The organism is Hymenobacter arizonensis (genome assembly GCF_900115775.1).
GTDB lineage: Bacteria > Bacteroidota > Bacteroidia > Cytophagales > Hymenobacteraceae > Hymenobacter > Hymenobacter arizonensis.
The window spans coordinates 36,216-62,057 of sequence record NZ_FOXS01000009.1; the positions used below are offsets into that span (position 1 = coordinate 36,216).

Below are 25,842 nucleotides of genomic sequence, written 5' to 3' on the forward strand. Positions count from 1 at the left end.
TAAGATTGAATGAGCATTGGGCGGCGCGGTGCCGCGTCTCTACAGGCCGGGGGCCGCTTCGAGCGTGAAGCCTACCGATTGCACGTCGCGAGAATTGCCGCCCACGAAGACCTCGAAGGCGCCGGGCTCGGCCACGAACTGTAGCTCCTCGTTGTAGAAGCGCAGGTCGTCGGAAGTCAGGCGGAAGGTGAGGCGGCGGCTTTCACCCTGTTTGAGCAGCACTTTCTGGAAGCCTTTCAGCTCGCGGACGGGGCGGGAGCTAGAGCCCACCAGGTCGCGCACGTAGAGCTGCACCACTTCCTCGCCGTCGTAATTGCCGGTGTTGCGCACCGTCACGGATACTTCCAGGGGCTGGCCCATTTTGACGGTGCTGGCGCTCAGCTCGGGCTTGCCATACTCGAAGCTGGTGTAGCTCAGCCCGTAGCCGAAGGGGTAAAGCGGCGAGCTGGGCACGTCGAGGTAGCTGGACTTATACTTGTCGTTCGGGTCGCCGAGGGCGGGGCGGCCGGTGTTTTTGTGGTTGTAGTAAATCGGCACCTGACCCAGTGCGCGGGGGAAGGTCATCGTGATTTTGCCGGCCGGGTTGTAGGCCCCGAACAGCACGTCGGCAATGGCGTTGCCGCCCTGCGTGCCCGCAAACCAGGTTTCGAGGATGGCGTCGGCGTTTTGGTCTTCCCAACTCAGAGTGAGCGGGCGGCCGTTCATGAGCACCAGCACCAGGGGCTTGCCGGTGCGTTTCAGGGCCTTGAGCAGCTCCAACTGCTGGCCGGGCAGGCCGAGGTCGGCGCGGCTGGCGGCCTCGCCCGTCATGCCGGCTGACTCGCCCACGGCGGCCACGATGACGTCCGCCTGCTGGGCGACTTGCACTGCTTCGCGAATCATTTCCTCCGCGGAGCGGGCGTCAAACATGAGCTGCCCGCCGCCGGCGTTGAGCTGGTCGTGCAGGCGGCGGTCGTCGGTGAGGTTGGCGCCGCGGGCGTAGGTGATTTTCACGGCTGGGCCGCCCACGGCGCGCAGGCCCTGCTCCAATGACACGGCTTGCTTCCAGTCGCCGGCCGCGGTCCAGGAGCCGATTAGGTCGCGCTGACTTTGGGCCAGGGGGCCAATCAGGGCAATGCTGCCGGCCTTTTTCAGGGGCAGGGTTTGCCGCTCGTTCTTGAGCAGCACGCAGCTGCGCCGGGCCAGGTCGCGGGTAGCAGCCGAGTATTCCGGCCGGCCCATGACTTGGCGGGCGCGCTTGTCCGACACGCCCCGGTACGGGTCCTGGAACAAGCCCAGGCGGTACTTGCCTTCCAGCATGCGGCGGCAGGCCTTGTCGATGTCAGCCTGGGAAACCAGGCCTTTCTGGAGGTTAGGGGCCAGGTGCTTGAGGAAGGCCTCCCCCACCATGTCCATATCGACGCCGGCCTGCAGGGCGAGCGCGGCCGCCTGCGAAGCCTCGCCCAGGCCGTGGTCTGTCAGCTCGTTCACGGCGTTGTAATCGGTGGCCAGAAAACCCTGGAAACCCCACTGCCGACGCAGCAGGTCGGTCAGCAGCCACTTGTTGGCGGTAGCGGGCAGACCGTTGATGTCATTAAAAGACGACATCACCGAGCCCACCCCGGCGTCGATGGCGGCATGGTAGGGCGGCAGGTACTCGTTATACATGCGCTGACGGCTCATGTCCACGGTGTTGTAGTCGCGGCCGGCTTCGGCAGCGCCGTAGAGGGCAAAGTGCTTGAGGCAGGCCATCACGGTGTTGGGCCGAGTGAGGTCGTTGTCGGGGCCCTGGTAGCCGCGCACCATGGCTTCGGCCACGCGGGCGCCCAGGTAAGGGTCCTCGCCAGCGCCTTCCACCACCCGGCCCCAGCGCGGGTCGCGGGCGATGTCTACCATGGGCGAGAATACCCAGTGCAGGCCATCGGCGGCGGCTTCCTCGGCGGCAATGCGGGCGCTGCGCTCGATGGCGCCCAGGTCCCAGGTGGCGGCCAGGCCCAGCGGCATCGGGAACATGGTGCGGTGCCCGTGAATGACGTCGTAGCCCAGCAGCAAAGGGATGCGCAGCCGCGTTTCCTTCACGGCAATGCTCTGAAGCTTGCGGGCGGCGGCGGGCGTGTACGTGTTGAATACGCCGCCCACGTTGCCCCGGCGAATGTTGGCATCGACGTCTTTACTCACCACCGGCCCCGTTACATCGAAGCCTACGGCCAGCAGGTTGAGCTGCCCGATTTTTTCTTCCAGCGTCATGCGGCGCATCAGCCCGTCGATGAAAAGCTTCATCTTTGGGTCGTCGCGCAACGGGGCCGGGCGCGGCGCGGCCGGCTGGGCGCTCAGCGACGTCAGGTTCAGCACGCAGGCTAGGACGAGGGCAGCGCGGAAAAGCTTTGGCATGAGAAAAATCGGTTTTGGGGGTACAGTGGTGCTTTGGCAGTTTCCGTCGTGCTGGGGAGGCTCAGTCGGCTGGGTAAGGCCCCTATTTCAGAGCTACTTCGGCCACCGGCTTGTCGGAATAGATGAACACCTCGCCCAGCTTGCATTCCAGCTCCGGACTGGGGTTCAGCAGCTTCAGGCGCACGGTGTGCTTGCCTTTGGGCAGCTGGTATTTCCAGGCCAGGTCGTAGCGGCGGGTGGTGAAAGCCGTGGGCAGGTCCACGGTTTCCGGGGCCTGGTTGTCAATCGTTACCTGCATTTTGAAGACGTAGGGCGACTCCGACGCCCACTTGGCCGTCTGGCCCGTCACCACGAAGCCGATGCCCTCAAAATCAAAGCTGTACTCGTCTTTCAGGGCCTTGTTGGGGTTCAGGCGGGTCACCGGAAAGTGACCAGTGAAGTTCTCTTCCAGCCTCACCGGCGTGGGCTCCTGCAGCTTGATGGTCACCTGCTCCCCCTCCACCTTGCCGCCGTTGCGGCGCACCATTTCCAGGGCGTGCTTGAAGCCCACGGCGTACACTTTGTTGAGCGAGGTGGTGGTGTATTTGAAGTCCATGGCTTCCACGTCCGCCAGGCCTTGTTTCCAGTAGGCGGGAATCTTATCGTAGCCGAGAATGGTGCCCAGAATGCCGGCCGCCGACGAAGGGTTGCAGTCGGCGTCCTGGCCGCAGCGCGTCGAGATGTTCAGGGTTTTGCCGAAGTCGCCGCCCCCGTAGAGCAGGCCAATCACCACGTAGGCCGAGTTGACGGTGGCGTCGATGTTGTAGGGCTTGAACACCCCGTCGGGGCAGCCCAGGTCGGAAGTCCACTTCTTCTGCACCTCAAACCAGGTCTGCTTCCAGTCGTTGGGGTACTGCTTGTGCCAGCGAATCACGTCGCTGATGCACTGGTGGTATTTACTCTGCCGGGGAATGGTTTTCAGGGCCTCCTCCACGAGGTACGGAATGTTGTCGGTGGTGAAGGCCAGCGTGTAGAGGGCCCCGACGTAGACGCCGCCGTAGTAGCCGTCGCCGGAGTTCATGATGTGCCCGATTTTGTCGCTGATGGCCGAGGCCGCGTTGGGCATGCCCGGCGACATAAGGCCCGCGAAGTCAGCCTCAATCTGGTAGTCGATGCAGTCGGCGTGCGGGTTGTTCAGCCAGTGGCCCGACTGCGGCGGGGCGATGCCGTGCAGGATGTTGTAGCGGGCGGCCTGGTTGGCGTGCCAGAGGTAGTAGCCGGCATTGGCGTAGGCCTTGGCAAAGGAGCTGACGGGGGCGTCCAAACCTTCTTTCTCCAACACTTCCACGAACGTCAGGTCCATGTAGATGTCGTCGTAGAGGCCCTGGTCGTCGGTCATTGTTTTCTTCAGGTAGCCGTCGTACCACACAATGGGCTGGTACTCCTGAATCAGCGTGCCGTTGTACTTGAACTCCATGGGCCCGCCGTAGGTCACGCCGATGGTCTGGCCGGCCCAACCGCCCTTGATTTTGTTTTGCAGCGCCGCCTTGGTCAGGGTCAGGGTTTTGGCAGCGCCCGGGGGCTTGGCGGCCTTTTTAGCCGGGGCTTGGGCCAGGGTGGCCGGGGCCGTGCACGCCAGGCCGCAGGCGAGGCTAGCGGCTTGTAAGAACCTGTTTTTCATGGGATTTAGCATGGCGATGTAAAGTATCAAGTGAGTGCTGGCTTGTCGCCGCGGGGCGGTATCCCCGAGCGCGTGGGTTAGCGGGCGGCGATAATCAGCACCAGGCCGCCGAGGTAGCAGGCCAGCATGCCGTTGAGTATCATGGGCGTACCCTTGGGCGCGTTCCGGAATTCCTTCCAGATGACAATGCCCCAGAGGGCCGCCACGACGGTGGCGCCCTGCCCCAGCCCGTAGGATATGGCCGGCCCGGCTTTGCCGGAGGCGATGATGCTGAAGGCCATGCCCACGCACCAGATGCCGCCGCCCAGCACGCCCATGAGGTGGCTGCGGGCGCTGCCCCGGAAGTAGTCGGCGTAGGTCACCGGCGCGCCGCTGAAGGGGTGCCGCATGAGCAGCGAGTTGAACAGGAAGTTGCTGAGCAGCACGCCCCCGGCAAAGCAGAACACGGCCGAGTACGGGCTGAGCTTGCCCGCCACGGGAACGCTAAAATCCGGGAACATGGCCGCGGCCACGTACTTGTAGAAAAAGCCCATCAGCAGGCCGGCCACCACGGCCAGCAGCAGCCCCCGGCCCGATACTTGGGCCTTTTGGGCCGCCGCCCGGCGGTAGGCAAAGGCATTGAGCAAAATGGCCACCATCACCAGCCCCACCCCCAGAAACAGCCGCCCCGAGTCGCCGACCGGGTTGCTCAGATAGTTAACCATCACCCCGCACACCAGCGCGATACCGATGCCCACCGGAAAAGCCACCGACATGCCCGCGATGGCAATGGCAGCCACCAGCAGAATGTTGGCGGCGTTGAAGATGACGCCGCCGAGCACCGCCGAGCCCACGGCCGCCGCATCGGCCTGCCGCAGGTCGGCCAGAAAGCCCCGCCCGGCCGCACCCGTGCTGCCCAGCGTGAGGCCGATGAGCAAGGCCGTGAGCCCGATGCCCAGCACGTAGTCCCAGTAAAAAAGCTCGAAGCGCCACTGCTGCGCGGCCAGCTTCTGGGTGTTAGCCCAGGAGCCCCAGCAGAGCATGGTGACCCCGCAAAAAAGCACGGCCGTGGTGTAGGAATCGATGATGAACATGGGATGGGGTTGAGGATGGGGAGAGAAAGGACAGCGGCCACACGTGGGGCCTGCGCGACCTGAAAGCCTGGCTAGCAGGTCACTGGCTGCCGCAGCTCGTGCCGGTAGGGAGCCGAGGCCTGCGCCCCGAGGCGGGTGACTGAAATGGCTGCCGCCTGATTGGCGAAGGCCACGGCGGCGAGCAATTCCTGCCCTTCGGCCAGGGCCACGGCCAGCGCGCCGTTGAAGACGTCGCCGGCGGCCGTGGTATCCACCGGCTGCGTGCGCACGGCGGGCAGGTGCTGCGCCCCGGCGGGCGTGCGCAGGTAAGCGCCCTCTGCTCCCAGCGTGATGACCACGTTTTTAACACCTTTGGCCAGCAGGGCCTGGGCAGCCGCTTCTAACGAGTCGGCGTCGATGATGGCAATACCGGTCAGGATTTCGGCCTCCGACTCGTTGGGCGTGATGAGGAACAGCGCTCGCAGCAGTTCGTCGGGCAGCGCCTGTGCGGGCGCCGGGTTCAGGATGATTCGTTTGCCCAGCTTGGTAGCCAGCAGGGCGGCCGCAACCACCGTCGGCAGCGGAATTTCCAGCTGCATCAGCACCAGCTCGCACTCGGCAAAGGGTTGGTCGGCCCCGGTTACGTCGGCCGCGGAGAGGGTACCGTTGGCGCCGGGGGCCACCACAATGCTGTTTTCTCCGTGCTCGTCCACCGTTATCAGGGCCACGCCGGAAGGCTGGTCGGGGTCCGATAAGACGTAGTCGGTGGCGATGCCTTCGCGCAGCAGCTGCGCCCGGCCCTGCTCGCCAAACAGGTCGGTGCCGAACTTGGTGATGAACGTGACCTGCCCGCCCAGCCGGGCGGCGCCCACCGCCTGGTTGGCGCCTTTGCCGCCCGGGTTTATCAGGAACTGCTCCCCCATCACCGTTTCCCCCGGCCGCGGGAAGTACTTGGTGGTGATGACCATGTCGGTATTGGCGCTGCCGATAACTAAGATGTTGCGGTTCATGAGCGGGCAGGAAAAAAGAAGTGATGAAGGAGATGGCGGACCGAAAGCCCAACTACAGGGTGACACTGCCTTTCAGGCGGATATCCCGCGAGGAGCTGCCCACCAGCACGTCGAACCGGCCGGGCTCGAGCACCCACTGCTTTTGAGCTTCGTCGTAGTATTGAAAGGCGCCGGAGTCCAGCGTCAGGGTCACGGTTTTGGCTTCGCCGGGCTGGAGAAAGACCTTCTCAAAGCCTTTCAGCTCTTTTTCTGGGCGCTTCACTGCGGCTTGCGGGTCGTGCACGTAGACTTGCACTACTTCGGCCCCGGCGCGGGGGCCGGAGTTGGTCACCGTCAGCTGCAGGGTGGCGCTTTTGGGGCCGGGCGTCACGCGCAGGTTATCGTACTTGAAGGTGGTGTAGCTCAGGCCGTGGCCGAAGGCGAACTGCGGCGCCACGTTGTAGGTGTCGAAGTAGCGGTAGCCCACGTAGATGTCGTCCTTGTAGGTCTGCTTCAGGGGGTTGCCGGGCGTGCTCGGGTATTCGCCCAGCTTATGAGCGGGCGAGTCTTCCAGCTTCACGGGGAAGGTGAAGGGTAGCTTGCCCGAGGGGTTCACGTCGCCGAACAGAATGTGAGCCAGGGCGTTGCCGCCTTCCATGCCGGGATACCAGGCTTCCACCAGGGCTTTGGTCTGGCCTACCCAGGCCGATACGTCCATGGGCCCGCCGCCCAGCAGCACTACCACGGTGTTGGGGTTGGCGGCCTGCACGGCCCGCACCAGTTCGTCCTGCCCGAAGGGCATGTGCAGGTCGGGCTTGTCGGTGTCCTCGGCGTCGTAGGCGTTGTCGGTCCACACCTTGTAGTCATAGCCGTGGAAGGAGCCGCCCACGTAAATCACCACCTCGGCCGCTTTGGCGGCGGCCACGGCCTCAGCCACTAGTTTCGGGTCGACTTTTTGGCCCCGGGCCACCACGTAGCCGGGACTAAAGGTAACCGCGGCGGTGCTGCCCAGGGCATTTTTGATGCCTTGCAGCGGCGTGATTTCGTACTTGGCCCGGAGCTGCGCGCTGCCGCCGCCGCCAGCGTTTTCACGGGTGGCGTTGGCCCCGATGACGGCCACGGTGCGCACGGTTTTTTTCAGGGGCAGGATGCCGTCGTTTTTCAGCAGCACGATGCCTTCTTCGGCCACTTTCAGGGCCGTGGCCTGGTGCGCTTTGGTGTTGTGGGAACCGGGCTGGCGCTTGGCATTACCCATCATATTGGTGGCGTACATCACGCGCAGGATGCGCCGCACCTTGTCGTCGAGCAGCGGCAGCAGCGCCGGGTCTTTTTTCACGGCCGCGAGCGCCGCATCGGCTAGGTAAAACCGGTCATAAATGGTTTTCGTCGGCGTGACCCGGACGGCCGGGCCGGGGCTCGCGCTGGCCGTGGCGGACTGGTCGAGGCTGTTGTTTTTCAGCACCAAGTCGGTGCCCATTTCTACGTCGGTGCCGTTGCGCAGGGCATCCAGGGTGTTGTGGGTCGAGCCCCAGTCGCTAATCACCAATCCCTTGAAGCCCCATTCACCCTTGAGGATGTCCAGCATCAGGTAGGCGTTTTCGGTGGTGTACTGGCCCCTAAACTTGTTGTAGGCGCCCATCAGGGTATGCACGCCGCCCTGCTGCACAGCCGCCTGAAAGCCCGGCAAATAGATTTCGCGCAGGGCCCGCTCGCTCACGTGCACGTCGATTTTGCTGCGCTGGATTTCCTGGTTGTTCAGCGCAAAATGCTTCACGCAGGCCGACACGCCCTGGTCCTGCACGCCGCGGATATAGCCCACCACCAGTTGAGAAACCAGGTAGGGGTCTTCGCTGAGGTACTCGAAGTTGCGGCCGTTGAGCGGGGCGCGGATGATGTTGATGCCGGGGCCGAGGATGATGTCTTTGCCCCGGAAGCTGGCCTCCGCGCCCAGCACGGCCCCGTAGGCGTAGCCCAGCTTGCGGTTCCAGGTCGAGGCCAGCGTGTTGTTGGTGGGCAGGTAGGTGCCGGCGTTGTGCGGGCTGTCCACCGGTTTCCAGTCGCGGCCCTGCTCGGGGCGCACGCCGTGGGGGCCGTCGGAAGTCATCAGCTCGGGGATACCCAGGCGCGGCACGCCGCCCGAGGCAAAGGCCGAGTTGGCGTGTATCATCTTGATTTTCTCTTCCAGCGTCAGCTTCTGGAGCAGGGCGTTCACTTCGGCCTCGTGGGCGAGCAAGGGCGCCGGCTGAGTTGCCACCGGGGGCACTGCCGCCACCGCCTGGTGGGTTTGCGGCGAGCTACAGCTGGTCAGAGCGCAAAAAAAAGCGGGGCCCAGCAGGGCGTTAAGGGGTGGGAATTGCTTGAACATGGCGTGCAAGTGGGAGGAAGAAGGCAGTGCAAAGGGCGGCCGCAACCTGGGGCGAAGAGCCACCCTTTTTTATTCACAGAGCAATAATAGTGTATTTATGGTAAATTGTTATTCGGTAATGAAAAATAATAATTCATATCTACATTTGGCTCCCCTCTCGAAAATTTGATTTGCCAGGGGCTCCCGACCGGCCCGACCGGCATCATCACCCGTTGCCAAGGCACCCTGCTCTGCCCACCCGGGCCAACGGCTGACTGGTTTTTCACCTCACTCCCTCAACCAGTTCAGCTATGGCTGCCCTATCTTCCGCCACCCGCCATCACCGTAGGCTCTTGCTTCTGGTGCTGCTGCTGGCCAGCTACCCCGGGCGGGCACAACAGCCGGCCTTGCTGACGCAGCCCGGCACCTTTGCGGTGGGCTGTAACTACTGGGCCTCGCACGCCGGCACGCACATGTGGCGCGACTGGCGGCCCGCCGTTATTGACCAGGATTTCCGGCAGCTGGCGGAAAATGGCATCAAAGTGATTCGCGTGTTCCCGCTGTGGCCCGACTTCCAGCCCATTCAAAAAGTGTACGGGGGCGGCGGCTCGGTGAAGTACGTGGGCTTTGCCGATGAGCAGCCCCTGCCCACGGCCGGGGTGGGTGCCAGCGGCGTGAGCGAGGAGCAGCTGCGTCACTTCGAGGAACTGGCCGCGCTGGCCCAAAAGCACCACATCAAGCTGATTGTGGGCTTGATAACGGGCTGGATGAGCGGGCAGCTGTACGTGCCGCCGGCGCTGGCCGGCCGCGACCTGCTCACCGACCCCGAAGCGCTGGTCTGGCAGCAGAAGTTTGTCCGCACCTTCGTGCACCGGCTCAAAAGCCAGCCCGCCATCCTGGCCTGGGACTTCGGCAACGAGTGCAACGTGATGGGCAAGGTCGAAAGCCACCAGCAGGCCTACCTGTGGTCGGCCCTGCTGGCCGGCGCCGTCAAAAGCGAGGACACCACCCGGCCCCTGCTCTCGGGCATGCACAGCCTGAGCGCCGAGGAAAATGCCCCCTGGCGCATTGAGGACCAGGCCGCCACCACCGACGTGCTCACCACCCACCCCTACTCGCTCTGGACCCCTTACGCCAGCCAGGACGGCATTAACACGATGCGCACCATCCTGCACGCGGCGGCCGAAACCCGCCTCTACGGCGACCTAGGCGGCAAGCCCGCCCTAGTCGAAGAAACCGGCGTGATGGGCCCGATGACCGGCGGCGAGAAGGAGAAAGCTGCCTTTGCCCGCACGGCGCTGTTCTCGAACTGGGCCCACGACTGCATGGGCACGCTCTGGTGGTGCGCCTACGACCAGCTCAGCTTTGCCTACCCGCCCTACAACTACTCCTCGGTGGAAAACGAGCTGGGCCTCATCGGCGAAGACCGGCGGCCCAAGCCCGTGCTGGGCGAGCTCAAGACCTTCAGCCGTTTCATCGACCAGCTGCCCTTCAAGGCCCTGCCGCCCCGTAAAACCGAGGCCGTGTGTATCCTCACCGCAGGGCAGGACACCTGGGGCGTGGGCTACACCAGCTTCGTGCTGGCCAAGCAGGCGGGGTTCGACTTCCGGTTTCAGAAGGCCGGGCAGCCCCTGGCCGACGCGCCCCTGTACCTGCTGCCTTCGCTTAAGGGCGTTGAGCCCTTTCACAAGGCGTATTGGTTTGCGCTGCTCGATAAAGTGAAGGCCGGCGCTACGTTGTACATCTCGCTGGACGATGCCTACCTGCCCACCTTCAACGGCCCCCTGGGCGTGGAAGTGGGCACCAACAGCCAGCGCCGTAGCCGGGTGCGCTTCGCCTCCAAACTCGGAACTGACAGCCTGGTGTTCGAGGCCGCGGCGGAGCGCAAACTGCTCATTGATTCGAAGCAAGCGACCGTGCTGGCCAAAGAAGGCGACGGCAACCCCGTATTCCTGAAAACAACCTACGGCAAAGGCCGCATCTACCTGCTCACCTTTCCGCTGGAGCAAAACCTGGCCGCCCTCCCCGGCGCTTTCGACGCGGGCCAACCCGCCTACGCCAGCATCTACCGGGAAATTGCCCGCCCGCAGCTGGCCGCGCGGGTGCTCACGCAGCCCCATCCGCTGGTCGGGACCACCGAGCACGAGGTGAGCCCGAACGAGAAAGTGGTCGTACTCATCAACTACAGCCCCAGCGACATTGCCACCACGGCCCACCTACTGGAGGGCTGGAAAATAGCCAGCAGCCTCCACGGCCCAAAGCCGGCTAGCACGTCCCTGACCCTGAAGGCCAACGATGCGCTGGTGCTGACCCTGCGCCGGAAGTAACTGCCGTTGTTTTACGTGCCGCCCGCAACGGCTCCGTTAGCTTGCCAGCTGCTGGTTTATCTGCCGGGCGGCCTGGCGCAGGGCCTGGATGATTTCCTTTTTGCGCGCGGCCGTGCACCGGCTTTCCGGCAAAAACAGGCTCAGACTGGCCACCACCTGGGTTTGCTGCCAGATGGGCACGGCCAAGCCCACAATGTGGCTGGGCGAGAGCGTGACCAGCAGCTCGTCGGCCCGGATTTGGGCCAGCACGGCGGCCAGGCCCTCGGGCGTGTCGGCCCCCGGCCAGTTTTCGGCGCTGGGCAGCCCAACCGAGGCCACGAAGGCGGCCAGCTCTTTTTCGCTCAGGTACGCCAGCAGCACCCGGCCCGAAGCCGTTTCGTACACGCTGCGCTCGGTGGGGCTGCGCACCTGCAGGTCCTGGTCGCCGTGCACAATGTGGACGATGAAGCGCTTCTGATTGCGAATGACGCCCAGCAGGCACGTTTCGTTGAGGCTGCGGGTGAGGTTCTCCATCACGTCGCGGGCCGCCGTTATCAGGTTCAGGCTGTAGGCCTGGTTGTTGGTGAGGTCGTACGCTTTGGGGCCCAGGCGGTAGCCCTTTTTGCGGCCCATGTGCTCCAAGTAGCTTTTCTCCACCAGCGTTTGCAGGATGTTGACGCAGGTAGCCTGGTTCATGTTCAGGCCGGCCGCAATTTCGGTGAGCGAGTACGTGCGCCCGCTGTCGCGGGCCACGAACTCGAGTATGTCCAGCGCTTTGATGACAACTAAAACCATAACCTCTGCTGCTTAAAAAATCTCAACGTCCCATCCAGCCGCCGTCGACGGTGATGATGGTGCCGTGCACGTAGCGGGACGCTTCCGACGCTAAGAAAACGGTAATCCCCTTGAAATCGTCGGGCTCGCCCCAGCGGCCAGCCGGAATGCGCGCCAGAATGCTGCTGCTGCGGTCGGCGTCCTGGCGCAGGGCGGCCGTGTTGTCGGTGGCAATGTAGCCGGGCGCAATGGCGTTCACGTTCACGCCTTTGGCGGCCCACTCGTTGGCCAGGGCCTTTACCAGGCTGCCGATGGCGCCCTTGCTGGCCGCGTAGCCCGGCACCGTGATGCCGCCCTGAAACGTGAGCAGCGAGGCCGTGAAAATAATCTTGCCGTGGCCGCGCGCCACCATGCCTTTGCCCAGCTCCCGCGCCAGCAGGAAGGGCGCAGTGAGGTTGGTGTCGAGCACTTCGTCCCAGTAGGCGTCGGAGTGTTCGGCCGCGGGCTGGCGCCGGATGGTGCCGGCGTTGTTCACCAGGATGTCGATGACGGGCGCATCCTGCTGGAGCTGGGTCAGGAAATCGTAGACGGCGGCGCGCTGGCTCAGGTCGCACTGGTAGGCGCGGAACGCGCGGCCGGTGGCTTTTACGTCGCGCTCCACTTCGCTGCCCGCGAGCTCCAGCGAGGCCGATACGCCGATGATGTCGGCCCCCGCTTCGGCCAGCGCCACGGCCATGGCCCGGCCGATGCCCCGCTTGCAGCCGGTGACTAGGGCGGTTTTACCAGTCAGGTCGAACGACGAAATGCTCATGATACTGTATCAATGTTGAATTGATTGCAATATTAGAGCAATATCGATGAAAACAAAAATGCCGCGGCTCACCTGGTCAATAGTTTTTAGCTACAGTGTGAAGCAAAAAATTTGTGGGAGCAACAGGCCCGACCGCGCACTTGCTACGGAGGGAGTTAAATTGTTGCGAAGTGGTCTTTTTATAACGCAAAAGCCTATTTTAGTGGCTTTTGATGTCGATTCAAATATTGCGAGCCTAAATTCCGCCTGACTTAAACTGGCATAATGATGAATAAAAAGTCTCAGTAATTTTTCCTTGTAAAAAAATCTTTGGGGAACAAAAATTAATTGTTACTATTGCAATGTCAAATGACAATTTCATAATGACAAACTAAAACTCCCACCCGATGAACAGTTCTCTTACCGGATTCTGGAAAGTTGGCTTACTTATCCTGAGCTTATTTTTCCCTTTTGCGCCCGCCTGGGCCCAAACCAAGCAGACGGTGGCGGGCACCGTGGTTGATGCCAGTAATCAGCCGCTGCCCGGCGTAACGGTGCTGGTGAAAAACACCACCAACGGGACGTCTACCGGCCCCGACGGCACCTTCACCCTGACGGTGGCCACCGACAACCCCATACTGGTGCTCTCCTACATCGGCTTCAAAAGCCAGGAGGTGCCGGTGAGTGGCCGCTCGCAACTCAACCTGAGTATGGTGGGCGACGAGCAGGCCCTGAAAGAGGTGGTCGTGGTGGGCTACGGCACCCAGGAAAAGAAAGACCTCACGGGCGCCATCACCACCGTATCGGGCCAGGACGTGGCCCGGGTGCCGGTGTCGGGCTTCGACCAGGCCCTGCAGGGGCAGGTGGCCGGCCTGCAGATTTCGAGCTCTTCGGGCTCGCCGGGCGGCAACACCAGCATCCTGATTCGGGGCGTGGGCTCCGTGACGGGCGGCAACGAGCCCCTGTTTGTCATCGACGGCTTCCCGGTATCGGGCGCCGGGGGCGGCAACCCACTCAACACCATCAACCCCAACGACATTGAAAGCATCGACGTGCTCAAAGACGCCTCGGCCACGGCCATCTACGGCTCGCGCGGCTCCAACGGTGTCATCATCGTCACCACCAAGCGCGGCAAGGCGGGCAAGTCCCAGATTGGCCTCGACGTGTACGCCGGCTATCAGGAAATCTCCAAGAAGCTGGAGATGATGAATGCGCAGGAGTTTGCGCTGTTCACCATCGACGCCCGCAACAACGGCTACCTCGACAACACGCCAAGCACGCCCACGTTCACGCCCCGCATCACGGACCCGAACAGCGTGCGGCCCACCAACTTCCGCATTCCCACGTCGTTGCTCGACCCGGCCTCGCTGGGTGAGGGCACGGACTGGCAGGACGCTATTTTCCGCAAGGCCCGGATTCAGAGCTACCAAGTGTCGGCCTCTGGCGGCGGCGACAACGTGCGCTTTGGCGTGTCGGCCGGCTATTTCGACCAGCAGGGCATCGTTCTCAACACGGGCCTGCAGCGCTACAGCGTACGGGCCAACGTGGACGCCGACGTGGCCAAGCGCCTGCGGGTGGGCGTGAGCCTGCTGCCGAGCTACACCCGCCAGCAAGACCTGCCTTATACGGGCCACTACGGCTCGTTCGGGGTCATTCAGGCGGCGCTGGCCCAGCCGCCAAACGTGCCCGTGTACAACCCCGACGGCTCGTACGGCACCAGCGTGCCGGCGCCCGATGCGCAGTCAGTATCGGTGCAGAGCGCAGTGAAGATTGCCAACGAATACAAAAACCCCTCGACGCAGTTTCGCCTGCTGGGCAACACCTACGCCGAGTACGCCCTGCTGCCGGAGCTCAAGTTCCGCACCACCCTCGGGGCCGACCTGAACTTCTTCCGCAGCCAAATCTGGATACCTTCGACGCTGAACACCGCCGCCGCTACTGGTCCGGCCCTGGCAGTGGCGCGGCGGGCAGAAAGCATCAGCTGGCTGAACGAGAACACGCTGAACTACCAGCGCACCTTCGGCCAGCATGCTGTCAACGTGGTGGGCGGCTTCACGGCGCAGCAGGAAATGAGCGACGCCATTGCCATAACGGCCAATAACTTCCCCGACGACCTGGTGCCCAACATCAACGGCGGCATCGTGGTCGGCGGAGCCAATCAGGGCGGGAACGACCCAGCCGGCAGATTTCAGGACTACACCATCCTCTCACTGCTGGCCCGGGCCAACTACGTGTTCATGGACCGGTACCTGCTCACGGCCACCATCCGGCGCGACGGCTCGTCGCGCTTCGGCGACAACAACAAGTGGGGCACGTTCCCGTCGGCCTCGCTGGGCTGGCGCGTGTCGGAGGAAGCGTTTCTCAAACAGCAGAACGTAATCAACGACCTGAAGCTGCGGGCCAGCTACGGCCTGACGGGCAACAACGCCATCGGCAACTACCGCGCCATCGGGCAGCTGGGCAACAGCAACTACATCGTGGGCGATGCCCTAACGCCGGGGCTGGTGCGCAGCTCGTTCTCGAACCCCAACCTGGGCTGGGAAACTATGAAGCAGCTGGACCTGGGCCTGGACCTAGCCGTGCTCAACAGCCGCGTCATCTTCACGGCCGACGTGTACGACAAGCGCAACTCCAACATGCTGTTCAATATTCAGGTACCCGGCGCCACGGGCCTCACCAACGCCGTGGTGAACCTTGGCGAGGTGCAGAACCGGGGCCTGGAAATGGCCCTGACCACCCGCAACTTCGTGGGCGACTTCAAGTGGACGACCAACGCCAACATCACCTTCAACCGCAACAAGGTGCTGGCCCTGAGCACCGACGCGGAGCGGATTTTCGCCTCGGCCAACGGGCAGACGGCCAACAGCAACGTGACCATGGTGGGCCAGCCGATTGGCGTGTTCTTTGGCCGGCGCCAGCTGGGCATTTTCCAGACCGACGCGGAAGCTACCGAATACGGCGCCCAGCCCCTGGCCCGCGCCGGCGACGTGAAGTGGAAAGACTCGGACGGCAACCGCGTCATCAACGACAACGACCGCGAAGTGATTGGCAACCCCCACCCCAAGTACTTCTTCGGCTTCAACAACACCTTTGCCTACAAGGCCTTCAGCCTCGACATTATGACCAACGGCATGGTGGGCTTCGACGTGTACAACGGCACGTTCATGCTCAACAACTCCGGGGTGCAGAACAACACGAAGTACGTGTACGACAACCGCTGGATTTCGGCCTCGCAGCCCGGCGACGGACGCTTCGGGCGCAGCATCCGCGGCGGCCGCAACAACAACGCGCAGTACAGCTCGCAGTACATCTTCGACGGCTCCTACCTGCGCATTCGCACCGTTACGCTGGCTTACACGCTGCCCGCTGAGTTCAGCCGCAGCATTGGCTTGCAGGGCGCCCGGGTGTTCGCCACCGGCGCCAACCTGCTCACCTTCACCAACTACCCGGGCTATGACCCGGAGGCGAGCACGGCTGGCGACAACCTGCTGGCCCCGCGCTCCGACTTCGGCAGCTACCCCATTGCGCGCTCCTACACCGCGGGCGTGAGCGTTTCTTTCTAAATCCCACCCGCAACTCGTCATGAAAAAGAACCTGATATGCCTCGCGCTGCTGTCGCTTGGGCTGAGCTCGTGCAAAGATTTTCTCACGGTGGTGCCGGAAACCGAACGCACCACGGCCAATTTCTACAAGACGGCCGCCGACTTCAACACCGCTGTGGTGGGCACCTACTCCACCTTCAAGCACCCGGGGCTCTACGGCAACGGCGCGGGCGCCCTTATCTGGCTGGGCGAAGTCTCGACCGATAACACCGACTACGGCTTTCCGCGTACCGTGGCCTCGGCCGGCGCCTTCGAAATTGAGGATCTGAACTTCTCGTTGGCGAACATTTACTTCCGCGACGCCTGGCTGGGGCACTACCAGGGCATTGGCCGGGCCAACGGCATTCTTGACCAACTGCCGGACGTGAGCTTCGATGCGACCCTCAAAAACCAGTACGAAGGCGAAGCCCGCTTCCTGCGGGCCATGTACTACTTCAACCTGGTGCGCCTGTTCGGGCCCGTGCAGCTGATTACCACCCAAGTCAACGACCCTTATGGAACGGCCAACGTCGGCCGCGCGCCGGTTGGCGAGGTGTATGCACTCATCGAAAACGACCTGAAAGCTGCGGAAGGCCAGCTGCCGGCCACCATCACGGCCGCCAACGCGGGCCGGGCCTCGCGGTGGGCGGCTAAAGCCCTGCTGGGCAAGGTGTACCTCACCCAGAAAAAGTACGACCTGGCCAGCGCCAAGCTCAAGGAGATTGTGGACGCCAACGTGCACAGCCTGATGCCGAACTACGCCGATGCCTTTTCGTTGGCGACGTCGTTTGCCAACAACCGCGAGGTGATGCTGGCCGTGCAGTACAAAGGCGGCCAGATTGGCCAGGGCGGTAGCTTCTACTCGCAGTGGACGCCGTTTTCGGCCCTCTCGCCGGACTTTGGCGTGACGGGCGGGGCCGGCGACGGCCTGAACCGCCCCACCCCCAACCTGATTGCCGCGTACGCCACCGGCGACGCCCGCCGGGCGGCGTCCATTGCCTTGTCGTACACCAGCACCACGGGCGTGGTCGTGAACGAGCCCTACCCCGTCAAGTTCCGCCAAACCGGCATCATCCGGGGCGAGTCGGACGTGGACTTCCCTGTGCTGCGCTACGCCGACGTGCTGCTCATGTACGCCGAAGCGCTCAACGAGCTGGGCCAGCCCGCCGCCGCCCCCCTCAACCTGGTGCGGACCCGCGCCCGCCTGGCCAACACCACGGCTGCCACGCAGCCGGCCCTACGCCTGGCCCTGGAGCAGGAGCGCCGCGTGGAGCTGGCCTTCGAAAGCCAGCGCTGGTTCGACCTGGTGCGCACCAACCGCTTTGAGGACGTGATGAGGGCCCATGGCAAGCCCGTGCAGCCGTTTCAAGTGCTGTACCCCCTTCCCCAGCGCGAAACCGATTTGAACAAGAATTTGGCGCAGAACCCGGGCTACTAAGCCGCTCGTGCTGCGCGACTATTCCCTACCGACCGTCTTTCCTTCGCTTCGCTACTCATGATACTCAACCACGTAAAAGGGCTTATTCTGGCGGGGCTGGCGGTGGCCGCCCCCGCGCTGGGTCAGCCGGTCGCCCCGGGGGTTTTCCCGGCCTTCACGGGGGCGGCCACGGTACCGGTGGTCAAAGTGAGCACCGGCCGGGTGATTCACCGCTTCTTCGACACCTCGCCGATGAGCCCTTCCGGGCGTTACCTGGCGTTGTTCCGCTTTCCGGAAGAAACCCGCGCGCCCAAGCCGGGCGAGGTGGGCGAAGTGGTGCTGGTGGACCGGCAAACGGGCAAGGAGCGGGTGGTGGCCCAGTCCCGGGGCTGGGAAATGCAAATGGGGGCCAACGTGCAGTGGGGCGCCACCGACCAGGACCTGTACTTCAACGACGTGGACCCGGCCACCTGGCAGGCCTTCGCCGTGCGCCTCAACCCCCTCACGGGCAAGTCGCGCCGGATGGGCGGCACGGTGTTCATGGTGTCTAACGACGGGAAGTACCTGGCCTCGTACAATCTGGTTTCCTCGCGCTATGCCCAGGTGGGCTACGGTGTGGTGCTGCCCGACGCGAATACGCCCCACAACTACGGCCCGGTGGCCACCGACGGCCTCGACGTGACCAGCACGGCCACGGGCGTGCGCAAACGCATCGTGAGCATCCGCGACATCTACGAAAAGTCGGTTCCCAGCCTGGCCATTCCCAACCCCAACGACTTCGAGTACTACTGCTTCCAGGTGAAATGGAACCCGCAGGGCACGCGGCTGCTCACCACCATTCAGTGGGCGCCCAAGGGCGGCGGGCCGCGCCAACGCGCGGTGATTACGATGCGGCCCGACGGCTCGGACCTGCGCACGGCCATCACGCCCGCGCAGTGGGGCAAGGGCGGGCACCACATCAACTGGACGCCCGACGGAGAGCGCCTCTCCATGAACCTGAACGTGGACGGCCAGCCAGGCCTGGAAATCATCACCGTCCGCTACGACGGCACCGATTTAAAAACCGTGTTTACGCCCGGCTCCGGCCACCCTTCCTTTAGTCCCGTCGGCCCGCCGCTGATGGTGACCGACGCCTACCCCGGCGAGCTGGGCTACACCGACGGCACGGTGCCCATCCGGCTGCTGAACGTGGCCTCGGGGCAGGAAGAAGCCATCGCTAAGATTTACGTCTCCAACGCGGACGGCGAGCTGCGCATCGACCCCCACCCGGCCTGGGACCGCACCGGCCGCTACGTCATCTTCAACGGCTTCGAAGGCAATACCCGCGGCGTGTATCTGGCCGATTTGGCCGGTAAGCTCATTACTCCACCCAAGAAAAAAGCTGTAACCAATCAGTAGTCCGCACGCCGCCGACTCTGCTAAAAAACCCTTTTAAAACCTTTTTTCTGCTGCTTATCGGCCGTCCGCTTGCCGGAGCACCTCTACCGCATCAGTACTTCGTTTGCTGCAACACCGAAGTGTTGTCCCCGGCGGCGGCGCACGTGAGTGGTGGGATACAAACCGCGCTGCCCCCGCGTGGTGGAGGTGCTCGACAAGCGCACGGCCGATAAGGCAGAACGTCTTCCTCCGCAGATTCGCCGCTTGCTGGCTTCTCAACTATTCAGCTCCATGAAAAACACCCTGCTCCACCTGTGCTGGCTGCTGGCCGCCCTGCCCACCCTGGGCGGCTCGACTGCGCTGGCGCAGAAGCTTGACGCCGGCCCCGACCGGGTCAGCACCGACCTGGCGGTGGCAATGCCCCGCCTGGGCACCGTGAAGCCGCGCAGCACAGCCGAAATCGGGGCCTCGAACTGGCTGATTGGCTGCGAAACCCTGGACCGCGACTTCGCCGACTACGACCAGTACAAGACCTACATTGCCCCGCTGGGCATCAAGCGCCTGCGCATGCAGGCCGGCTGGAACAAGACCGAGAAGGTCAAGGGCAAGTACGATTGGAAGTGGCTGGACAACATCATCAACGACGCTCACAAGCGCGGCCTGCAGCCCTGGCTGCAGCTTTCCTACGGCAACCAGAACTACCCCGGCGGGGGCGGCGCTAACCTTGGAGCCGGCATGCCCACCTCCCCGGAGGCGCTGGCTGCCTGGGACCGGTGGGTGGAGGCCCTGGTGAAGCGCTACAAGGGCAAGGTAACGGACTGGGAAATCTGGAACGAACCCAACTTCGCCGATAACCTCGACAACACCCCCGAGCGCACCGCTGCCCTGCACGTGCGCACCATCGACATTGTGAAGCGCGTGCAGCCCGAAGCCCGGATTTCGGGCCTGGCCCTGGGCCACATGGACCTGCCCTACGCCGAGGCGTTCTTCAAGGCCCTGGCCGACCAGGACCGCCTGAAGCTGCTCGACAACATTACCTACCACGACTACACCTACAACCCCGACTCGCACTACCCCAAGGTGCTGGCACTGCGGGCCAGCCTGCACAAGTACGCGCCGGGCATGCGCCTGCGCCAGGGCGAAAACGGCGCCCCCTCGGGCGGAGGCTACGGCCGCGGCGCCCTGGCCGAGCATGACTGGACCGAGCTCACGCAAGCCAAGTGGGACACCCGCCGCATGCTCGGCGACCTGGGCCACGACGTCGAAACGAGCATTTTTGGTATCATCGAAATGGCGTACACCAACGGCCCCATCAACCGCATGAACTACAAGGGCATCATCAAGTCGGACTCGAGCAAAAAGGCGCTGGGACCGAAAATGGCCTACTACGCCATCCAGAACGTCACGTCCATCTTCGATAACTCCCTGCAGCGCATTGAGCAGCTGGAAGGCAAGCACAACGCGGCCATCGTGCCCACCAACCCCGACGCGGTGGTGTACACCAAGGGCACCGACCGCAACCTGGCCGTGTACGGCTACCGCCACGTCACCACCAAAAAGCAGCTCTACACGATTTGGGCCAACGACCACGTCCCGGCCGAATCCAACAAGACCCGCAACCTGACCTTCACCTTCGCCAACGCCGACATCGACCAGCCGGTGTACGTGGACATCGTCAGCGGCCGGGTGTACGAGATACCGGCCACGCAGTGGAAAAAGGTAGGCAACATCTACACCTTCACCGACATTCCGGTCTACGACGCGCCCATCCTCATTGCGGACAAAAGCCTGATTAAGATTCAGCCCCTGAGCACTGCGCGCGCGGCCAACCCCACTCCCTGACGCTAGGCGGCATTTGCTCCGCCCCCTGACCCGCTCCTTCCCCACCCTTCCCTCATCCCACCCGCCCATGCAAACGCTGCAAACATTAGACTACTGGGCCATTGCCATCTACATGGCCCTGATGGCCGGCATCGGCCTGTTTCTGGGCAAGTTTGTGAAGAACATCGGCGACTACTTCAAGGGCGGCAATGCCATTCCGTGGGTGTCGGGGGCCATCAGCAACTTCATGACGAAGTTCAGCACATTCATGTTCGTGGCCTACGCGGGCATTGCCTACCAGCACGGTTTTGTGGCCCTTACGCTCATCTGGAGCACGGTGCTGCCGGCCCTGGTGGGCGTGGCCATCTTCGCCAAGCGCTGGCGGCGGGCCGGCGTGATGACCCCGATGGAGCTGCTGGAGCGGCGTTTCAGCCCGGCCGTGCGGCAGGTGTTTGCCTGGGGAGGCGTGGGCTTTAAGATTCTCGACAACATGGTCCGGCTTTACGCGCTGGGGCTGTTCGTGAAAACGGCCGCCGGCATCAGCCTGGAGCAGGCCATCCTGGGCTGCGGCATCATCGTGGCCATCTACACCATTGCGGGCGGGCTGTGGGCCGTGGTGGTGACCGACGTGGTGCAGTTCATCATCCTCATGGTAGCCACGCTCATTCTGGTGCCGCTCACCATAAAGGCTGGCGGCGGCATCGCCAACCTCATGCAGACCATCCCGCAGCACTTCGACCCCTTCAACGGGCCCAAGGGCATGCCGCTGTACCTGGGCGTCTACTATCTGATGATACTGGTAAAGTACAGCGGCAACTGGACCTTCATCCAGCGCTTCTACAGCGTGCGCGACGAGCGCGCCAGCCAGAAGCAAGGGCTGCTGACGGCCGTGTTTTTCTTTCTGTTTCCCATCATCTTCCTGTTTCCGTCCATTGCGGCCCGCGCCATTCTGCCCGGCCTCGAAAACCCCGAGATGGCCTACGTGAGCGTGTGCCTCAAGCTGCTGCCCGAGGGCATCATGGGCCTGATGGTGGCGGCCATGTTCGCGGCCACCATGTCGGTGCTCAGCGGCGAGTACAACGTGACGGCCGGCGTGCTCACCCGCGACATCTACGAGCGGGTGTTCAACGCCCACGCGAGCGGCCGGCAGATGCTCTGGGTGGGCCGCATCATGACGCTGGCTTTGGGCGCGATAGTTACCGTGGGGGCCCTGTTCGTAGGCGGCTTCGGCGGTGCGTTCGAAGCCAACAAGCTGTTTACCGGCCTGTTCGCCATTCCCATGACGCTGCCCCTCATCCTGGGCGTGGTGCTGAAGCGGCCCCGGCCCTGGGGCGCGCTGGCCACGGTGGTGGTGGGCATGATAATCGGGCTGGTGCTGAACGCCACGCCGTCGGTGTCGTGGGAGATGGCCACCTTTATTGAGATTGTGGCCTGCGTGGCCGTCTTCCTGGTTTCGGGCCTGGTGCCCTCGCCCGACGCCGCGTACCGCGAGCGGGTGGCCAAGTTCTTCCGCCGCCTGGCCACGCCCCTCACCGAGGCCGAGAAGCCCGTGGAAGACCCCGTGTTCATGCGCTCCATGTCGCGGCTCTACGCCGTGGCGCTGGCCGTCACGGGCGGGCTGTTCATGGCCATGAGCGGGCCCTCGCTGGGCCAAATCAGCGGCCGGTTCGCCTTCGGAGCGGGCCTCGTCTGCCTCTTCTTTTCGGGCTTGCTCTGGTACCTCACGCGGGCCGTGCCGCCTACTTCCCTGGTAACTACCGCCCGCTCCCTGACCCAAGACTACGCCAACCAACCCGTATGAACCCGCTCGAAAACAAAGTCATCTTCATCACCGGGGCGTCCTCGGGCATCGGCCGGGCCACGGCGCGCCAGCTGCTGGAGCAGGGCGCCCGGGTCTTCGACTTCAGCCGCACCCACCAACTGGCCGAGGAGCTGCCGCACCCGAACCTCACTTCCTTCCGCGGCGACGTGGGCCAGGAGGCCGACGTGCAAGCCGCCTTCCGCCTCTGCGTGGAAACCTATGGCGGCGTGGACGTGCTCATCAACAACGCCGGCCTGGGCCTGCCCACCCCGGATTTAGCCGAAACCGACCTCGACACCTACGAGCGCATGATGAACACCAACGTGCGCGGCGTCTTCCTCTGCAACCGCGAGGCCCTGCGTCTGATGAAGCCGCGCCAGCAGGGCCACATCGTGTCGGTGATTTCCATGGCCGGGCAGCGCACCAACCCCGGCGCGCCGCTCTACTGCGCCTCCAAGTTTGGGGCCCGCGGCCTGAGCAGCGGCCTGGCCGACCAAGTGCTCAAGCACGGCATCAAGGTGACCGACGTGAACCCCGGCCCCACCGACAGCAACTACTGGGGCGACCGGCCGGTGGCCCGCGAAAAATTCCTCCAAGCCGACGACGTGGCCCGCGTCATCGCCTTCGTGCTCAGCCAGCCCGAGTACGTGGTGATTCGGGAAATCAATTTTGACAACATGAAATTCTTAGCCGGATGATAACGAAAACCGCCCCCCCCGCCCCGGCCCCTGGCGTTCACCAGCCCGACCCGGCCCCCAAGCCCACGGCCCTGTTCCCCATTCCGGTGGCCGAGATGCGCGAGCGCTACCTCGCCCTCTACACCGGGGCCGTGAACGACGTGCTGCGCTTCCACTACAACATGCACGCCACCAGCCTGCCGGCGGACTTCGCGCCCCTGCGCGAAACCATGAAGATGGCAGGCCTGGCCTTCACCGTGAAGGGCGGGCCCGACATCACCACCGAAGGCGAGTTCGAGATGCGGGCCCAGATGCTGGAAGACCTGCACCCCGATTCGGTGGTGGTGTGGGACTGCACCGGCGACACCGTGACCTCGCAGTGGGGCGAGGTGATGACCATGGCCGCCCTCAAGCTCAAGTGCCGCGGGGCCATCGTCAACGGCATCCGCGACACGCTGGCCATCCTGGAACTGGGCTTCCCGGTGTTCCACAAGTACAAGGCCAACACCGGCATGTTGGGCCGCTTCCGCATGTACCACTACCAGAAGGCCGTGCTCATGGGCGAGGTGAAGGTGCAGCCCGGCGACTGGATTTTTGGCGACGTCGACGGGGTGATTGCCATCCCCCAAAACATTGCCTACGACGTGCTCATTGCCGCCGAAAACATCTTGCACAAAGAGGAAGATATCCGAAAAATGGTGGAAAGCGGCATGAAGCCCACCGACGTGGTCAGAAATGGCGGCTACTTCTAATGGAAGCCGTGCAAACCCGGTCCATCTTCCTCACCGCCAGCGAAAAGGAAGCCATTCTCACCAGCTCCGACGCGGTGCTGGCGCAGTTCCGCGCGGCCCTGGCCCAGCGCGTGACCGCGCGGCTGGCCGCGCCCGCCCTCGCCGACGACCCCGCCGGCACCGACCGCGGCCGGCTGGGCTGGTGGTACCCGGCCGCCGAGTACCTGTCGGATGCGGCGATGGAGCACGCGCTGGCGCCCACAGCGGCGTTGGCCGAGTGGCTGCGCGAAGAAACGCTGCGCACCGCCCGCCGCCCGGTTGCGGACTGGGTGGGCCCGTGGTTTCGCAGCCACTCCGAGCCCTTCACCGGCCACCTCGAAACGGCGCATTTGTGCTGGGGCGTGGCGGCGGTGTTGGACTTGGCGAGTGAGGTGCTCAGCGAGGACGAGCAGGAGGAAGTGCGGCAGGCCTTGCACGAAAAAGGCCTCATGCTCTGCCAGCGCTGGCTGCAGCAAAACACCCACCTGGCCAACTGGCGCGGCATCATGGCTTCCGGGGCCATCGTGGCCGCTGCCGCACTCGGCGATGAAGAGCTGCTCGACGAGCTGCTGCCCGACCTGGCCCGCCTGGCCCAGGCCTTCCAGCCCGATGGCTCCTATGGCGAGTCCTTGCAATACGGCAACTACCTGGCTAATGCGCTGATGCTGGCCTATGAAGCCCTCATCCGCAAGTACCCCGGCCATGCGCAGCAGTTGGACGTGGCCGCCTACGGCCGCGGCATGGGTTGGGTGGCCCAAAGCATGCTCTACCGCCAGCCCCTGGCCGGCTGGGGCCCCGAGCCCCGGGCCCGGGCCGTGAACTTCAACGACTCGGCTGCGCTGTTCCGGCCTTCGGGCGACTTGCTGCTGCACGTGGCCGCCCGCTACTCCGACACCGTGGCGGCGGGCCTCGCCCGGGGTTTGTTCCAGGAATATTATGAATCCTGCCCAACCCAAGGGCCGCACAACCTGGCCTCCTTTGGCTTTATCAATGACTGGGGCTTTCTCACCTTGCCACTGCTCGCCCGGACGTTGCCCGTCGTCCTAACCCCCGAGCAGGCTGGCCTGCCCCTGACGGCCGCTTATGCCAACGGCAACACCTTCGTGCGCGACGCTTGGGGCGGCAAATCCGTGCTGGCCATCCAGGGCGGCATGAACGAAGGATGCTACGCGCCGGGCCATTTGCAGGGCGACTTAAACAGCTTCATGCTGACCTACGGCCAGGAACGCCTGCTGGCCGACCCCGGCCACAGCTGCTACCGCAACCTGATTCACGGCCTGGAAAGCGCCACCCAGACCCACAACTCCTGCACCTTCCTCGTCGAAGCCGACCAGCTGGGCTTGCAGGAAGATTTGGCCAAAATCAAGCTACTCGAACAACGCAACGTGCTGGCGCGCCGCCTCATCCAGTCCGACGGCAGCGTGGGCCGACCCGTGGAGCGAGGCGGCCGGCTGCGGGCCGCCCGGCGCGTGGGCGACGTATCGCTGGTGGTGTCGGAAGCAGCCGCTTCCTACGGCCACCCGATTGAGGAATTCACCCGGCTCTGGCTGCAGTGCGGCCCGCACGTCACCTTCGTGCTCGACCGCATTCAGGCTGCCGAGCCCGTTTCCACGGTCTGGAACTGGCTGATTAATAATCAGGACGATGCCACGCAAATTGGCACGGCGCCCGGCCAGGTGCAGGCCACGCGGCACGGCGTTGGGCTCCGCCTGTGGCACGCCAGCGCCAAGCATTCACCCATGCCCGCTGGCCCCGTGTACAGCTACCTGCACGACGCCTACCACCCCGAGCCAGCGCAGCTCGGCGAAGGGCGCCCCGGCAGCGGGCTCTTGTTCCGCTTCACCGACCCGGCCCCGACGCGGGCCACGCACCGGCTCCACGTCCTCGTGGCCGACGAAGCCAAGAATCTGGCCGTCTGGCAGCTCGAAGCCGGCCCCGACCCCGACTCCTGGACCGTGCGCCACGGAGCGCAGGAGTTTACCCTGCACTTGCCCCAACTGACCCTCCTCCGCCTGCACCTGCGCACAGCCGGCGGCCACTGGCTGGTAGAAGAAACCGACGAATTCGACTACCGCCTTACCGCCCTCGACGGCTCCCGCCTCACGATATAAAT

At 64.1% G+C, this 25,842-nt stretch carries 16 protein-coding genes; 9 read left to right on the forward strand and 7 right to left on the reverse strand.

All coding sequences use genetic code 11. The annotated features are described in order from the left end of the window. Nucleotides 1-39: 39 nt before the first annotated feature. The 5 genes from bglX to BMZ66_RS22590 all read right to left on the reverse strand — a co-directional run bounded on the left by bglX (nt 40) and on the right by BMZ66_RS22590 (nt 8,436). The gene (gene bglX / locus BMZ66_RS22570; protein ID WP_092678646.1) at nt 40-2,370 is read right to left on the reverse strand and encodes a beta-glucosidase BglX; all 2,331 of its coding nucleotides are present in this window, start codon (nt 2,368-2,370) and stop codon (nt 40-42) included. Nucleotides 2,371-2,452: 82 nt separating this feature from the next. Beyond that, the gene (locus BMZ66_RS22575) at nt 2,453-4,030 is read right to left on the reverse strand and encodes an ADP-ribosylglycohydrolase family protein (RefSeq protein WP_092678647.1); all 1,578 of its coding nucleotides are present in this window, start codon (nt 4,028-4,030) and stop codon (nt 2,453-2,455) included. Between the two features lie 77 nt (nt 4,031-4,107). Next, nucleotides 4,108-5,103, reverse strand: a complete 996-nt coding sequence (locus tag BMZ66_RS22580; protein WP_092678648.1) for a GRP family sugar transporter — start codon at nt 5,101-5,103, stop codon at nt 4,108-4,110. Between the two features lie 71 nt (nt 5,104-5,174). Beyond that, complete coding sequence (rbsK, locus tag BMZ66_RS22585; RefSeq protein ID WP_092678649.1) at nt 5,175-6,092, reverse strand: ribokinase; 918 nt, start codon at nt 6,090-6,092, stop codon at nt 5,175-5,177. Between the two features lie 52 nt (nt 6,093-6,144). Further along, complete coding sequence (locus BMZ66_RS22590; protein ID WP_092678650.1) at nt 6,145-8,436, reverse strand: glycoside hydrolase family 3 C-terminal domain-containing protein; 2,292 nt, start codon at nt 8,434-8,436, stop codon at nt 6,145-6,147. Nucleotides 8,437-8,726: 290 nt separating this feature from the next. Between BMZ66_RS22590 and BMZ66_RS22595 the strand changes: the two genes are divergently transcribed. Continuing rightward, the gene (locus tag BMZ66_RS22595; RefSeq protein WP_143080372.1) at nt 8,727-10,742 is read left to right on the forward strand and encodes a glycoside hydrolase 5 family protein; all 2,016 of its coding nucleotides are present in this window, start codon (nt 8,727-8,729) and stop codon (nt 10,740-10,742) included. A gap of 36 nt (nt 10,743-10,778) precedes the next feature. On the opposite strand, the gene BMZ66_RS22600 is transcribed toward BMZ66_RS22595, so the two are convergent. Next, nucleotides 10,779-11,516: an IclR family transcriptional regulator gene (locus BMZ66_RS22600; protein ID WP_092678652.1), complete on the reverse strand. Its 738-nt coding sequence runs from the start codon at nt 11,514-11,516 to the stop codon at nt 10,779-10,781. 22 nt (nt 11,517-11,538) lie between these two features. Beyond that, the gene (locus tag BMZ66_RS22605; protein ID WP_092678653.1) at nt 11,539-12,306 is read right to left on the reverse strand and encodes an SDR family oxidoreductase; all 768 of its coding nucleotides are present in this window, start codon (nt 12,304-12,306) and stop codon (nt 11,539-11,541) included. Nucleotides 12,307-12,692: 386 nt separating this feature from the next. Here BMZ66_RS22605 and BMZ66_RS22610 point away from each other — a divergent pair, with 386 nt between their 5' ends. The 8 genes from BMZ66_RS22610 to BMZ66_RS22645 all read left to right on the forward strand — a co-directional run bounded on the left by BMZ66_RS22610 (nt 12,693) and on the right by BMZ66_RS22645 (nt 25,840). After that, a complete protein-coding gene (locus BMZ66_RS22610) occupies nt 12,693-15,848 on the forward strand; it encodes a SusC/RagA family TonB-linked outer membrane protein (RefSeq protein ID WP_092678654.1) in 3,156 nt (1,051 codons plus the stop codon). 19 nt (nt 15,849-15,867) lie between these two features. Beyond that, nucleotides 15,868-17,304 (forward strand): RagB/SusD family nutrient uptake outer membrane protein, encoded by a 1,437-nt coding sequence (locus BMZ66_RS22615; protein ID WP_092678655.1) that lies wholly within the window; start codon nt 15,868-15,870, stop codon nt 17,302-17,304. A 57-nt stretch (nt 17,305-17,361) separates the two neighbouring features. Beyond that, entirely contained in the window at nt 17,362-18,681 is a 1,320-nt protein-coding gene (locus BMZ66_RS22620) for a TolB family protein (RefSeq protein WP_177204865.1), read from the forward strand. A gap of 150 nt (nt 18,682-18,831) precedes the next feature. Beyond that, nucleotides 18,832-20,502 carry a GH39 family glycosyl hydrolase gene (locus BMZ66_RS22625; RefSeq protein ID WP_439645771.1) on the forward strand — a complete coding sequence of 557 codons (1,671 nt, stop codon included), beginning with the start codon at nt 18,832-18,834 and terminating at the stop codon, nt 20,500-20,502. Between the two features lie 67 nt (nt 20,503-20,569). Then, the gene (locus BMZ66_RS22630) at nt 20,570-22,282 is read left to right on the forward strand and encodes a sodium:solute symporter family transporter (RefSeq protein WP_092678656.1); all 1,713 of its coding nucleotides are present in this window, start codon (nt 20,570-20,572) and stop codon (nt 22,280-22,282) included. After that, entirely contained in the window at nt 22,279-22,980 is a 702-nt protein-coding gene (locus BMZ66_RS22635) for an SDR family oxidoreductase (protein WP_092678657.1), read from the forward strand. The genes BMZ66_RS22630 and BMZ66_RS22635 overlap by 4 nt, the downstream gene beginning before the upstream one ends. After that, complete coding sequence (locus tag BMZ66_RS22640; protein ID WP_092678658.1) at nt 22,977-23,711, forward strand: RraA family protein; 735 nt, start codon at nt 22,977-22,979, stop codon at nt 23,709-23,711. The genes BMZ66_RS22635 and BMZ66_RS22640 overlap by 4 nt, the downstream gene beginning before the upstream one ends. Continuing rightward, on the forward strand, nt 23,711-25,840 hold the full coding sequence (locus BMZ66_RS22645) for a hypothetical protein (RefSeq protein ID WP_234795212.1): 2,130 nt from the start codon (nt 23,711-23,713) through the stop codon (nt 25,838-25,840). Before BMZ66_RS22640 ends, BMZ66_RS22645 begins: the two co-directional genes overlap by 1 nt. Nucleotides 25,841-25,842 lie beyond the last annotated feature (2 nt).